At 68.3% G+C, this 12,962-nt stretch carries 11 protein-coding genes and 1 tRNA gene; 5 read left to right on the top strand and 7 right to left on the bottom strand.

Annotation, left to right across the window (positions count from 1 at the left end; all coding sequences use genetic code 11):
- The first annotated feature begins 4 nt into the window (after positions 1 to 4).
- Complete coding sequence (locus ACWGCN_RS12120) at positions 5 to 1,030, top strand: YlbL family protein (protein ID WP_379315126.1); 1,026 nt, start codon at positions 5 to 7, stop codon at positions 1,028 to 1,030.
- On the opposite strand, the gene ACWGCN_RS12115 is transcribed toward ACWGCN_RS12120, so the two are convergent.
- Positions 1,031 to 1,609, bottom strand: coding sequence for a PPA1309 family protein (locus ACWGCN_RS12115; RefSeq protein WP_266292347.1), 579 nt, complete (start codon positions 1,607 to 1,609; stop codon positions 1,031 to 1,033).
- Positions 1,610 to 1,765: 156 nt separating this feature from the next.
- On the opposite strand from ACWGCN_RS12115, the gene ACWGCN_RS12110 reads away from it, so the two are divergent.
- On the top strand, positions 1,766 to 4,747 hold the full coding sequence (locus ACWGCN_RS12110) for a UPF0182 family protein (RefSeq protein WP_378652411.1): 2,982 nt from the start codon (positions 1,766 to 1,768) through the stop codon (positions 4,745 to 4,747).
- Positions 4,748 to 4,820: 73 nt separating this feature from the next.
- On the opposite strand, the gene ACWGCN_RS12105 is transcribed toward ACWGCN_RS12110, so the two are convergent.
- Positions 4,821 to 5,363, bottom strand: a complete 543-nt coding sequence (locus tag ACWGCN_RS12105) for a transglycosylase family protein (protein WP_452529014.1) — start codon at positions 5,361 to 5,363, stop codon at positions 4,821 to 4,823.
- Positions 5,364 to 5,719: 356 nt separating this feature from the next.
- Here ACWGCN_RS12105 and ACWGCN_RS12100 point away from each other — a divergent pair.
- Positions 5,720 to 5,793: transfer RNA gene (locus ACWGCN_RS12100), tRNA-Met, on the top strand.
- A gap of 56 nt (positions 5,794 to 5,849) precedes the next feature.
- Here ACWGCN_RS12100 and ACWGCN_RS12095 read toward each other — a convergent pair.
- The 4 genes from ACWGCN_RS12095 to ACWGCN_RS12080 form a co-directional block, all read right to left on the bottom strand.
- Positions 5,850 to 6,107 carry an HPr family phosphocarrier protein gene (locus tag ACWGCN_RS12095; protein ID WP_101466146.1) on the bottom strand — a complete coding sequence of 86 codons (258 nt, stop codon included), beginning with the start codon at positions 6,105 to 6,107 and terminating at the stop codon, positions 5,850 to 5,852.
- Between the two features lie 26 nt (positions 6,108 to 6,133).
- On the bottom strand, positions 6,134 to 8,365 hold the full coding sequence (locus tag ACWGCN_RS12090) for a PTS fructose transporter subunit IIABC (protein ID WP_452459625.1): 2,232 nt from the start codon (positions 8,363 to 8,365) through the stop codon (positions 6,134 to 6,136).
- Positions 8,366 to 8,593: 228 nt separating this feature from the next.
- A complete protein-coding gene (locus ACWGCN_RS12085; protein ID WP_452459624.1) occupies positions 8,594 to 9,583 on the bottom strand; it encodes a 1-phosphofructokinase family hexose kinase in 990 nt (329 codons plus the stop codon).
- Positions 9,580 to 10,347 carry a DeoR/GlpR family DNA-binding transcription regulator gene (locus ACWGCN_RS12080; protein WP_452459623.1) on the bottom strand — a complete coding sequence of 256 codons (768 nt, stop codon included), beginning with the start codon at positions 10,345 to 10,347 and terminating at the stop codon, positions 9,580 to 9,582. Before ACWGCN_RS12080 ends, ACWGCN_RS12085 begins: the two co-directional genes overlap by 4 nt.
- 262 nt (positions 10,348 to 10,609) lie before the next feature.
- Here ACWGCN_RS12080 and ACWGCN_RS12075 point away from each other — a divergent pair, with 262 nt between their 5' ends.
- Positions 10,610 to 11,428: an amino acid-binding protein gene (locus tag ACWGCN_RS12075; protein ID WP_452450702.1), complete on the top strand. Its 819-nt coding sequence runs from the start codon at positions 10,610 to 10,612 to the stop codon at positions 11,426 to 11,428.
- Positions 11,429 to 11,431: 3 nt separating this feature from the next.
- Here ACWGCN_RS12075 and ACWGCN_RS12070 read toward each other — a convergent pair whose 3' ends face one another.
- Entirely contained in the window at positions 11,432 to 11,656 is a 225-nt protein-coding gene (locus ACWGCN_RS12070; RefSeq protein WP_378632882.1) for a hypothetical protein, read from the bottom strand.
- Positions 11,657 to 11,736: 80 nt separating this feature from the next.
- On the opposite strand from ACWGCN_RS12070, the gene ACWGCN_RS12065 reads away from it, so the two are divergent.
- On the top strand, positions 11,737 to 12,912 hold the full coding sequence (locus ACWGCN_RS12065; protein WP_379312863.1) for an alpha-hydroxy-acid oxidizing protein: 1,176 nt from the start codon (positions 11,737 to 11,739) through the stop codon (positions 12,910 to 12,912).
- The last annotated feature ends 50 nt before the right edge of the window (positions 12,913 to 12,962 follow it).

Raw genomic sequence — 12,962 nt, 5'->3', positions numbered from 1 at the left:
CCGAGTGAATCGTCGGATCCTCACCCTGATCGTCGCCCTCGTCCCTGTCCTCGTGCTCGGTGTGGCAGGCAGCGTGGTCACCGTGCCGTTCGTCGCGCTGGGCCCCGGCCCCACCTTCGACACCCTCGGCCAGGTCGAGGGCAAGCAGGTGGTCGATGTCACCGGCGCGCCACTGGATCCCACGAGCGGGCACCTGAACATGACGACCGTGTCGGTGCGCGACGGGCTGAACCTGTTCGAGGCGTTCGGGTTCTGGGCCAGCGGTGAGCACGGCCTTGTCCCGCGCGCCGAGGTGTACCCGCCCGGCGTGTCACGCGAGGAGGTCGACAAGTCCAACCAGCAGGACTTCAAGGATTCCGAGAGCGATGCCGAGGTCGCCGCGCTGCACTACCTGAAGATGCCGACGGTCGTGCTGGTCCGCGGACTCGGCGAGCAAGGCCCGGCCAACGGCGTGCTCGAGGTCGGTGACGAGCTGATCAGCATCGACGGCGCCCCGATCACCGCGCCCAAGGACGTGATCGACATCGTCGGCACCAAGGCGCCCGGCGCCACCATCACCGTCGTCCACCGTCGCGGCGATCTCGAGCTGACCAGTCCGATCACCCTGGCGGCTCGTCCCGGCGACGAGGCGAAGGGCTACCTCGGCATCACCCCGGGCGAAGGCGGACGTCCGCCGTTGCAGGTCGAGTTCAACCTCGCCGATATCGGCGGACCGTCGGCCGGCCTGATGTTCAGCCTCTCGCTGATCGACAAGCTCTCGCCGGGCGAACTCAACGGCGGCAAGTTCGTCGCGGGCACCGGCACCATCGACCAGGACGGCAAGGTCGGTCCGATCGGTGGCATCCAGTACAAGATGATCGCGGCGCGCGAGGCAGGCGCGGAAACCTTCCTGGTCCCTGCCGACAACTGCAACGAGGCCGGTCAGCGTGCTCCGGAGGGCCTGCGCTTGGTGAAGGTCGACACCCTCGACAGCGCGATCGCCGGACTGGCCGAGATCAACGCGGGTCGCGAGCCGATCGGCTGCAAGTAGTCACTCCAGCGTGTGATGCAGGGCCTCGACCAGGCCCGGTGCCAGGTTGGGGTAGGTGCGCAGGTCGAGGTCGCCGAAGCCGTCGTCGTCCTCGGGACGGATCTGCAGCAGGCACAGGGTGGCGCCCTGGCGCAGCACACCCGCGATGAGCCGGGCGTCGCGCCGACCCGGGTGCGCGTGCGCGGCGGCGCGCCCGGCCGCGTCGGCGGCCTCGTCATCGGCGAGTAGCGGAACCAGCGCTTCGTCGAGATCGCTCTCGGCGTCGGGCGGCAGCACCACGATCTCCTGCACCAGCACGCAGCCTTCGACCGCGGGCGGCCAGGTGGTGGTGGCCAGGAACTCGTCCAGCGCCATCGACCCGCCGGTGATGTCGTCGGGGAAGGCTTCCTGGGCCACGGGGGTCAGCTCGCTGCCGTCGTCGAGCTGGTCTTGCAGGTCCGGTTCGGCCGCGGCCAGGTCGGCGGTCGGCACCAACGCGAACATCTGCGGCGGGTTTCCCCAGCCCTCGGCGTCGGCGAACTCGACGACCTCGCGCACACAGCGGGCGAGGAGAACTTCGGCGTGCTCGTCTTCGGTCACCCGCACATCCAATCATTTTCGGCCCAGACGCTTGCACGGTGTCCGATTTCCGTAGAGTGGGCGCAAACGGTCCGGCAACGGATCACCCGCAATATTCGGACTGCGGTGACTGCGCCGATCACGGTGTGGAACCGCCGGAGCATGGAGAGTGGCACCGTGGGCATGCGGCCCCCCACCGGCTTACCTTCGTTGTCCCGACGCAGCCGTGTGCTGCTGGTGACAGCAGTCGTCCTCGCGGCGCTGCTGCTGCTCGGGCCCCGCTTCACCGATGCCTATACCAATTGGTTGTGGTTCGGTGAGGTCGGTTATCGCAGTGTGTATCTCGGCGTGTTGCGCACGAGGCTGATGCTGTTCGTGGTCGTCGCGTTGCTCGTCGGCCTGGTGGTCTGGGCGGCGCTGCTGCTGGCCTATCGGTCACGTCCGGTCTTCGTGCCGGTCGCGGGGCCCAACGATCCGATCGCGCGCTACCGCACGACCGTGATGAGCAAGCTGCGGCTGTTCGGCGTCGGTATCCCGGTGCTGCTCGGCGTACTGTCGGGTTTGGTCGCGCAGTCGAACTGGGCGACGGTGCAGCTGTTCCTGCACGGTGGCGAGTTCGGTCAGCAGGACCCGCAGTTCCATCTCGACATCGGCTTCTACACCTTCGATCTGCCGTTCTACCGGATGGTGCTGAACTGGCTGTTCGTCGCCGTGGTGATCGCGTTCTTCGCGAACCTGGTGACCCACTATGTGTTCGGCGGCTTGCGGCTGGCCGGGCGTGAAGGCACCCTCACCAGGGCAGCGCGCGTGCAGCTCGCGGTGATCGCGGGAATCTTCGTGCTGCTCAAGGCGGTGGCGTACTGGTTCGACCGGTACGACCTGTTGTCGAGTACGCGTAAGGAGCCGACGTTCGGCGGTCCGTCGTTCACCGATATCAACGCGGTGCTGCCCGCCAAGCTGATCCTGCTGTCGATCGCGGTGATCTGCGCGATGGCGTTCTTCGCCGGGATCGTGCTGCGCGATCTGCGGGTTCCCGCGATGGCGGCCGCGCTGCTGGTGCTGTCGTCGATCCTGGTCGGTGCGGTGTGGCCGATGGTGGTCGAGCAGTTCTCGGTGCGCCCCAACGCCGCGGAGAAGGAAAGTCCGTATATCGAGCGCAATATCCAGGCGACTCGCGAGGCGTACGGGATCACCGACGACAAGGTCGAGTATCAGAACTACCAGGGTGAGAGCAGGAAGAGCCCGCTCGAGGTGCCTGCCGACGCGGCCACCATCGGCAACGCCCGACTGCTCGACCCGAATATCCTCTCGCCGACCTTCACCCAGCTCCAGCAGCGCAAGAACTTCTACGGCTTCCCCGAGTCGCTCGACATCGACCGCTACAGCCTCAACGGCGACGTCCAGGACTACATCGTGGCCGCGCGTGAGCTGCATCCGGCCGCGCTGTCGGGCAACCAGAAGGACTGGATCAACCAGCACACCGTCTACACCCACGGCAACGGCTTCGTCGCCGCGCCCGCCAACCGGGTCAACAAGCCGCAGTCCGAGGCCCAGAGTGCCACGGGCGGCAGTGATTCGGGCTATCCGCTGTTCATGGTGAGCGACCTGTTCACCAAGGTCGAAGACCAGCAGATCAAGGTCGAGCAGCCGCGGATCTACTACGGCGAGCTGATCGCGCAGACCGATCCCGACTACGCCATCGTCGGCACCGCGGAGGGCCAGGCGCCGCGGGAGTACGACTCCGATCAGGCGCAGTTCACCTATGACGGCAGCGGTGGCGTGCCGATCGGGAACTGGTTCAACCGGTTGGCCTTCGCGGCCAAGTACGCCGAGCGCAACATCTTGTTCTCGTCGGCGATCAGCGAGGACTCCAAGATCCTGTTCAACCGCGGTCCGCGCGACCGGGTGCAGAAGGTCGCGCCGTGGTTGACCACCGACGGCAACGCCTACCCCGCGGTCGTCGGCGAGCGCGTGGTCTGGATCGTCGACGCCTACACCACGCTGGACAAGTACCCCTACGCCCAGCCGACGTCGCTCGACGGCGCGGTCGAGGACAGCATCGACAAGAAGACCGGGCGGGTCATCCCGCGCAAGGAGGTCAGCTACATCCGTAACTCGGTGAAGGCCACCGTCGACGCGTACGACGGCACCGTCACCCTGTACGAGACCGACACCACCGACCCGGTGCTCAAGGCCTGGCGCGGCGTGTTCCCCGATGCGGTGAAGCCGCAGAGCGAGATCTCGCCCGAGCTGCGCGCGCACTTCCGCTACCCGGAGGACCTGTTCAAGGTCCAGCGCGACATGCTCACGAAGTACCACGTGGACAACCCGCGTGAGTTCTTCACCAACAACGCGTTCTGGTCGGTGCCCAGTGATCCGACCATCGAGGGCGGCACGTTCAACCAGCCCCCGTATTACGTGTTGCTGGGTGACCCGAAGACCAACAAGCCGGTGTTCAACCTGACCTCGGCGATGGTCGGCTACAACCGGCAGTTCCTCTCGGCCTACATCTCGGTGCGGTCGGACCCCGACGGGTACGGCAAGTTCACCGTGTTGCAGCTGCCGGTGGAAACGCAGACGCAGGGCCCGCAGCAGACACAGAACTCGATGACCACCGCCGACGCGGTCTCCCGAGAGAAAACCCTGCTGTCGAACTCGAACAAGATCCGCTACGGCAACTTGCTCACGCTGCCGGTGGCCGACGGCGGCATCCTCTACGTGGAGCCGTTCTACAACGAGCGCAACACCGGTTCGTCGACCTTCCCGCAGCTGCTTCGCGTGCTGGTGAGCTATCGCGACGCGGCGGGCAGCGTGAAGGTGGGCTACGCGCCGACGCTGGCCGAGGCGCTGAACCAGGTGATGCCGGGTGCGGGTTCGCTGGCGACGCCGTTCGGTGGCGATCCGTCGGTGAAGCCGAAACCGGGGGCGATCCCGCCGGTCGACCAGGGCACGGTCACTCCGCCCGGTAACGGCACCACGCCGCAGCCGGGGACGACGCCGCCCGCTGGATCGACGCAGGAGGCCGCGGCCGCCGAGCTGAGCCGCAAGATCGAGGCGGTGCGCACGGCGATGCGGACGGGCAACTTCACCGATTTCGGTAAGGCGCTGGAAGAGCTGGACGCCGCGGTGAAGGCGTATCAGGACGCAGGCGGCCGGTAGCCGACCGCCGCATAGCAGCAAGAAAGGCCCCGTCTGGTCGACGGGGCCTTTCTTGTGCAGGGGGAACGGTGGATCAGCCGCCGATCGAGGCGATCAGCGGAGCGTTGGCGTCGAGCAGGGCTTGGTACTGACCCGCGACACCGTACTGGTCGGCCAGCGCCTTGCCCGTGGCCTTGGCCTGGTCGACGGCAGCCTGGACGTCGGTCTTGGCCCCGGCGGGCAGTTCGACCGGCAGTTCGACGGCGGGCTCCTCGACCACCTCGGGCTCGGATGCGCCCGACTGGAGGAACTGGCCGCAGTGCGGCCAGGCGCCGACGCCCTGGCTGGCGAGCACGTTCTCCGCGACGCGGATCTGCTCATCCTTGCTGGCGTTGTGCGCCGAACCCTGGCCGCCGTTGGCCGCCCAGGTGCTCTGCGAGAACTGCAGGCCGCCGTAGTAACCGTTGCCGGTGTTGATGCCCCAGTTGCCACCGCTCTCGCACTGGGCGACGCCGTCCCAGTTGTAGGCGGCGGCGGAGGCGGTGCCGGTGGCGAGGCCGAACGGAACGGCAACAAGGGCGCCGGCGATGGCGGCGACGCCAAGGGCGCGGGTGCTGAATTTCCGGGTCTCAGTCATGGGGGAGACGCTAACCAAAGAATCGACGCCGATCACATCTTGATAACTAGCGGATTCTATGAATGGAATAGTCGTCTTTTCGATGTTTACACTGCATAACCAGTGGGAATACCTAGATTCCGATCAGTCTGTTATTGCGCCGTTATGTGTTCGGGATCACGAGGTGATAGTGACGCCACTCACTGAAACTCGGCCTCGCCGCGGGCGATTGCCGGAACATGTGATGGCTGCCACAGTCGCGGGGTTCGATATGCGGTGTTGCCCGTCGATGATTGAGCTTTTTGGTGATAAAACCCGTGTTGACCTCGCGATTTGGCGCCTGCGTGAACCTGTGTGTAATGTTGTGTTCACACCGACGCGGGGTGGAGCAGCTCGGTAGCTCGCTGGGCTCATAACCCAGAGGTCGCAGGTTCAAATCCTGTCCCCGCTACAAAGAAAAGGCCCGGAACCACTGGTTCCGGGCCTTTTCCGTTTCTCCGGGTCGGTTCAGGCGTCGAGGTCGCTGGCGACGAGCTCGGCGATCTTGTCCAGAGTCGGCTGATCGTCGCTGGTGATCACCACCTCGGCGCCCTGGCCCGCGCCGAGGGTCATGATCATCAGCGCGGAGCCCGCGTCTACCGGGTCGCCGCCCGTGACCGCGATGGTGACGGGAACGCCTGCCGCGCCGACCGCTTCGGCGATGAGGGCCGCGGGGCGGGCGTGCAGGCCGACCGAGGAGCCGACGGTGACGGTGGTGCTTGCCATGGGATATCTCCTTGTGTGCGAATGGATTACGCGGTGGTGAGAATGGGGGCGACGGACTGCTTACCGGTGAGTTCCTTGGCGAGGGTGACGCAGGCCGCGGCGACGAGCGTGCCGGCGACCAGCGACACCAGGAACCAGCCGAGGTGCCCGATCGCGAAGAACACGAAGATGCCGCCGTGCGGTGCGCTCGAGGTGACGTCGGTGGCCATGATCAGTCCGCCGGTCACCGCGCCGCCGACCATCATCGACGGCAGCACCCGCAGCGGGTCGGCGGCGGCGAACGGGATCGCGCCCTCGGAGATGAACGAGGCGCCGAGCAGCCAGGCCGCCTTGCCGTTCTCGCGTTCGGCCTCGGTGTAGAGGCGCGGGCGCAGCACGGTCGACAAGGCCATCGCCAGCGGCGGCACCATGCCCGCGGCCATCACCGCGGCCATGATCCGCAGGGTCGCGGTATCGGTGACCGAGAGTCCGGCGGCGGCGAACGAGTAGGCGGCCTTGTTGACCGGACCACCCAGGTCGAAGCACATCATCACGCCCAGGATGACGCCGAGCGCGATGGCGGAGGTGCCGGACAGGCCGTTGAGCCAGTCGGTGAGCCCGTTGGTCACGGCGGCCAGGGGCTTGCCGAGCAGGACGAACATCAAGATGCCGACGATCGCCGACGCCAGCAGCGGGATGACCACCACCGGCATGAGCCCGCGCGCCCACGTGGGCACCGACAGCTTGCTCACCCACAGCGCCGCGAATCCGGCCACCAGACCGCCGACCAGGCCGCCGAGGAAACCCGCGCCGACGAAGACCGCGATCGCGCCCGCGGTGAAACCCGGCGCCAGGCCGGGACGGTCGGCGATCGCGAAGGCGATGTACCCGGCCAGCGCCGGGACCAGGAAGCTGAAGGCGAGCGAGCCGATCTGGAAGAGCACGGCGCCGACATAGGTGGCCAGACCGCCGTCGGGCAGGTCGGTGATCGAGTTGTCGAGCACGATCGTCTTCGCGCTGTCGGAGATCTCGTAGCCGCCGAGCAGGAAGCTCAGGGCGATCAGCAGACCACCCGCGGCGACGAACGGGATCATGTAACTGACGCCGGTGAGCAGGATCTGGCGCAGGCGGGTGCCCCAGCCGATGCCCTTGGCCGCCGCCTGCGAGGGCGCGGGCGCGGTACCGCCGACGGTGGCGGCACTCGCGGTGGTACTCGCCGCGACGGCCTCCGCGATCATCGTGTCGGGCTCGTTGATGGCGCGTTTGACGCCGGACTCGACCACCGGCTTGCCCGCGAACCGGCTTCGGTCCTTCACCCCGACATCGGTGGCGAAGATGACGGCGTCGGCGTCGGCGATCGTGGCCGGGTCGAGCGTGTCGCCCCCGCTCGAGCCCTGGGTTTCCACCGCCACGTCGACGGCGGCGCGTTCGCCCGCGGCGACCAGGGCGTCAGCGGCCATGTAGGTGTGGGCGATGCCGGTCGGGCAGGCGGTGACCGCGACGATCCTCTTCGGCGCACCGGACTTCGCCGTGCCGACGGCCGGTGCATCGCCTCCAGTTGACGCTGGGTTGTCGCCCGGGTGTCCGGTGGGGGCCGTCGTCGCGCCATCGGTTGTCGCGCCGGAACCAGCCACGCCCACTGCGGCGGTACCGGCTGCCGCCGCGCCGACTCCGGCGGCCGATGACTCGGAGACGGGAGTCGCGTCCCTCTCGCCCGCAGCGGAGGAGGTCCCCGTTCCGCCGTCGGCGGGCGAACCGGACCCGGCCGTACCAGCCGATCCCGTCGCCGCTGTGCCACCGGGGGAAGGTGTGGTCGCGGCCGGTGGGGGATTGATGACGCCGTCGACCAGGGCGACCACGTCTGCCGGTGTCGCGGCGGCGCGTAGGTCGGCGACGAAGGCAGGCCGGACCAGTGCGCGAGCCAACGACGACAACAATTTCATGTGCTCCGCGCCCGCGCCTTCCGGAGCGGCGATCAGGAAGACCAGATCGGCGGGCCCGTCGGGAGCGCCGAAATCGACGGCGGGTGCGAGTCGGGCGAAAACCAGCGAGGCGGTGGTGACGGCGGTCGATCGGCAGTGCGGGATCGCGATGCCGCCGGGTAGCCCGGTGGCCGATTGCGACTCCCTGGCGAGGGCGGCTTCGGCCACCGCGGCGACGTCGGTCGTGCGGCCCGTGGCGGCGAGCTTGTCCGCGAGCGCGGTGATCACGGTGCCCTTGTCGGCGCCGAGATCGGCGTCGAGCGCGATCAGGTCTGGGGTGATGATCGAATCGGCCATCGTCGTGTCTTTCCGGAGTGGGGGTGGAGCAGGAGCTTGTCGGGTCCAGCGGTGTCGATCGGCGCGGTTATCGGCGTCGGCCGGTGGGGTAGCGCTGGGTGATGGACGTGTGGCGGTGGTGATCGCCGTCTGCGGCCGGATCTCGGATCAGCGGCGGACGAACGCGCAAGTCGCAGCGGTCCGAGTTCGGCGATGGGCGAAGGCGCCGGACGCCGATCGTGGGGACGCTCATGCCGGGGCCGATGGTCGGTCGGCGGTGAGTGGGTGCGCGGTGACGGCTTCGAGGACGATGTCGGCGGGGCCGGGTAGTCCGGTGCCGGGGAGCGCGGTGGCGGCACTGCCGTAGGCGACGGCGGTGCGCAGGCGGTCGGCGGGGGGTTCGCCCGCGAGGTCGGCGAGCAGGTAGCCGGCCAGGGCCGAGTCGCCCGCGCCGACAGTGCTGCGCGCGACGATCGGCGGGGCGGCGGCGAACCACGCGTCCTCGGCGGTGACCAGGACGGCGCCCGCCGCGCCCAGGGTTGCCAGCACCGCGCCGACGCCACGGTCGATCAGTTTCACGGCGGCTTCGGCCGCGGCCGTGGGGTTTTCGAGGTCGACGGCGTCGAGACCGGTGAGCTGAGCCAGCTCTTCCGAGTTGGGTTTGATGAGATCCGGTGTGGCGCCGACTGATTCGGCGAACAGGGCGAGCAGCGGAGCATCGGAGGTATCGACGGCGACGCGGGGGCCACGCGTTCTGTTCGGCGACAGGCACGGTGTGGACAACGTCGCGACGAGCTGCGCGTACCAGTCGACGGGCACGCCCGGCGGTAGTGATCCGGACAGCACGATCCACTCGGCTCCCGTGGCCACCTCCACGAGCAGCGCCGTGAGCTCGGCCAGATCGCGCGCAGTCAAGGGACGGCCGGGCTCGTTGATCTTGGTCGTGGTGCCGTCGGATTCGGCGATGGTCAGATTCACCCTCGGCCCACCGGTCACCTGCACCGCGCGGAATTCGATGCCCGCCGTGCGTAATCCGTGCACCACGGGGTCGTCGTCGGCCCCCGGCAGCACCGCCGTGACCGCCGCCCCGCCCCCGGACACCACCCGCGCGACATTGACTCCCTTGCCGCCGGGGTGCGACGTGACACTCGCCGCGCGATGCACCTGCCCGCGCCGCAACGGCTCGGTGAGGGTGATCGTGCGGTCGACACTCGGGTTCGCAGTCAGCGTGACGATCATGCGAGCACCACCTCGATTCCTTCGGCGACCAGTTCCGCGTGTGCGGTGGCCGGGATGTCGGTATCGGTGACCAGGACGTCGACCTCGGCGGCACGGCCGAAGCGCACGAAGTCCTCGCGCCCGATCTTGCTCGCGTCGGCGACCACGACGACCCGGTCGGCGGCGGCGATCATCGCGCGTTTCACGGCGGCTTCCTCCGGATCGGGGGTGGACAGCCCGTGTCGCACGGTCAGCGCGTTGGTGCCCAGAAACGCGACGTCGACCCGCAATTCGCCGAGCAGTCGCAAGGTCTCGGCGCCGACGGCGGCCTGGGTGACGCCGCGAACCCGCCCACCGAGCAGGTGCAACCGCACACCCGTGAACCCGGTGAGGCGCGCGGCGACCGGCAGCGAGTTGGTGACGGTGACCAGGTCGAGGTCGGCCGACATGGCCGCGGCCACCCGCACGGTCGTCGTGCCCGCGTCGAACAGCACGCTGCCGCCCGCTCGCGGCAGGTACCGCTGCGCGAGTTCGGCGATCCGGTCCTTCTCCGCGGCGCGAGTGCTGTCGCGCTCGGCGGTGCCCGGTTCGAAGGTCGTGAGCGCGCCGGAACCGACCGCGCCCCCGTGCACCCGCCGGATCACCCCGAGTCGGTCGAGCACCGCCAGATCGCGACGCACGGTTTCGGTGGTGACCCCGTACTGGTCGGCGAGTTCGGCGACGGAGACGCGCCCGCGATGCCCGATCAGGGTCGCGATCGCCTGCTGCCGTTCCTCGGCGTACATGGAGTTCCTCCGGTCTCGGTGAATCTTTACTTATGTTGTTTTATGCCCATTTATGTGGGTTTGTCAATGGATTTTGGTGAGGCGAGTCACAAATGTTGCTCTTCGACTATCGAGAAAATGGTGCCGGCAGTCACACCCGAACAGCGCGGGTGCTCGACATCACTGCGGAAATCGGTGCAGGTCAACGGCTTTGGCGCGCGCTTTCACGTCGCTGTTACGCACCTCGTCCAAGATCGACACGAAGGCCGGAGACGCTGATCCCATGTGGCGATTCGCAGTGCGACCCCGTGTCACGGTCCTGGCCTGCGAGGTATGCGGCAGACTGCCGCATCCCGGCCGGACCAGGCTCACGCTGGCCAAACTCGCGGCGGTGTTCCCGGTGGAGCTGGCGCTGCACGCGTTGGTCGTCCATGTGCACCCGCCGTACCTGCTGACCGTCGCCCTGCTCACGGTCACCACCACGATCCTGGTGATCTGGGTGGTGGAGCCGTCGGCGATGCGCATGCTCGGCGGCTGGCTGCACAGCCCGGAACTACGGCACCGCGACCGCATCGACTCCGCGCCCGCGCTCTGGCGGATCCGGGTGCGCCTGGCCGACCGTCCCGGCGCGCTCGAGACACTGGCCAAACATCTCGCCCACCGTGACGCCAACATTCTCACCGTGCACGTGCACCAGCTGGAGGACGCCGTCCTCGACGAACTCGTCGTCGCCGCGCCCGCCGAGGTCACCGCGCACGCGATCACCTCCGCCGCGGAACACGCGGGAGGGTCCGGAGTGCGGGTCTGGCCCGCGACCGTGCTGTCGCTGATCGATGGTCAGACCAAGGCACTGGCCATCGCCGCCCGCATCGTCGGCGATCCGGACGAATTACCCTTGGCCGTCGCCGAACTGCTGGGCGCGCGCTACCTCGCGCCCGGTACGCCCCAGGTGAGCGAACCGGGCGAGGGCACGCTGCTGGAACTGGACCGTGACGATCGTCGCTGGGGTTTCGTACGCCCCGACGAACCGTTCACCCCCGCGGAGATCGCCCGCGCGCATCGGCTCGCCGATCTGGCGGTGCTCACCGCGCGGCGACAGTGACGTTCAGTCGAAGCCGAGGTCGCTGGTGAGCGGATCGCGTAGGGCGCCCTCGGCCGCCCGCAGACGATCGGTGACCGAGGTCAGCAGATCCATCGAATCCTGGGACAGCCCGAGCGCGAGGCGGGTCAGGTGACGGATGGCATCGCAATGGAAGAGGTCGGCGAGTAGAGCGTCCGGGTCGGCGGGCGCGGCCGAGTGTTCGACGACGGTCACGGCAGGGGCACTCACAATCTCGTATTTTCGAGTATGACGCACCTTACATCCACCCTGCGGTCCGTGAACCCCGGTCGGCGTGCGAAAGTGCAGCAATGAGTCAGTTCGCCGACTATCAGAACGAGATCTACCTGGCCGCGCTCGGGGGGATCCAGCCCGAATTTCCCATGGATTACGCGACGCTCGAGCGCAAAGCCACTGCGGCACTGCCGGATTCGTTGCTGAACTATATCGCAGGCGGGGCGGGCGACGAGCTCACGCAGCGGCGCAACGCCGAAGCGTTCGCCGATTGGGGTCTGGTGCCGCGAATGCTGGTCGGCGCCACCGAGCGCGACCTCGCCGTCACCGCCTTCGGTCACACGTTCGCCAGTCCGCTGTTCCTCGCACCGGTCGGGGTGATCGGTCTGGTCGGCGAGAAGGGCCACGGTGACATCGCGGTGGCCGAGGCGTCGGCACAGACCGGTGTGCCCGCGATGTATTCGACGCTGATGGAGGATCCGCTCGAGGACGTCCGCCCGCACGCGGGCGACACGCCCTCGTTCTTCCAGCTGTACACGCCGAAGAACCGTGAGCTCGCCGAGAGCCTGGTGCACCGCGCCGAGGCCGCGGGGTACGCGGGGATCACGGTCACCCTCGACACCTGGGTGCCCGGTTGGCGTCCGCGCGACCTGGCCAGTGGGAACTTCCCGCAGCTGCGTGGGCACGTGCTGAAGAACTACACCAGCGACCCGGTCTTCCAGCAGATGGTCGGCTCCGACGATCCCAAACTGATTGTCCTGCACTGGATCGCGACTTTCGGCAATTCGCTGACCTGGGATGACCTCGGCTGGCTGCGGTCGATCACCGATCTGCCGCTGATCCTCAAGGGCATCTCCCATCCCGAGGACGCGCGCAAGGCGATCGACTTCGGCGCCGACGGCATCTACTGCTCCAATCACGGTGGGCGCCAGGCCAACGGCGGGCTGAGTGCGCTGGAGACCTTGCCCGCGGTCGTGGCCGCCTGTGACGATCGGGTGCCGGTGCTGTTCGACTCCGGGGTGCGCTCGGGCGCCGATGTGGTGAAGGCGCTCGGACTCGGCGCGACGATGGTCGGGCTCGGCAGGCCGTATGTGTACGCGCTCGCACTGGGTGGAGTGCGCGGCCTGGTGCATCTGCTGCGCAGCTACGCGGCCGAAGCGGACCTGCTGATGGCGGTCAACGGCTATCGCGATGTGGCCGCGGTGCGCGAGAACATCCGGCCGACAACGCGCGGCAACGCCACTCTCGGCTGAGAGTGGCGCGGCCCGGAATCCTCGCGCAGGAGGGTGTTTCGGGCCGTGTG

Source organism: Nocardia sp. NPDC055050 (assembly GCF_053608345.1).
This window is presented reverse-complemented; position numbering and strand designations above follow the sequence as displayed.

Coding starts and splice junctions, on each gene's coding strand:
- ACWGCN_RS12105 (WP_452529014.1), bottom strand. CDS start 5,363: ATGACTGAGACCCGGAAATTCAGCACCCGCGCCCTTGGCGTCGCCGCC.
- ACWGCN_RS12095 (WP_101466146.1), bottom strand. CDS start 6,107: ATGGCAAGCACCACCGTCACCGTCGGCTCCTCGGTCGGCCTGCACGCC.
- ACWGCN_RS12090 (WP_452459625.1), bottom strand. CDS start 8,365: ATGGCCGATTCGATCATCACCCCAGACCTGATCGCGCTCGACGCCGAT.
- ACWGCN_RS12085 (WP_452459624.1), bottom strand. CDS start 9,583: ATGATCGTCACGCTGACTGCGAACCCGAGTGTCGACCGCACGATCACC.
- ACWGCN_RS12080 (WP_452459623.1), bottom strand. CDS start 10,347: ATGTACGCCGAGGAACGGCAGCAGGCGATCGCGACCCTGATCGGGCAT.
- ACWGCN_RS12075 (WP_452450702.1), top strand. CDS start 10,610: ATGTGGCGATTCGCAGTGCGACCCCGTGTCACGGTCCTGGCCTGCGAG.
- ACWGCN_RS12065 (WP_379312863.1), top strand. CDS start 11,737: ATGAGTCAGTTCGCCGACTATCAGAACGAGATCTACCTGGCCGCGCTC.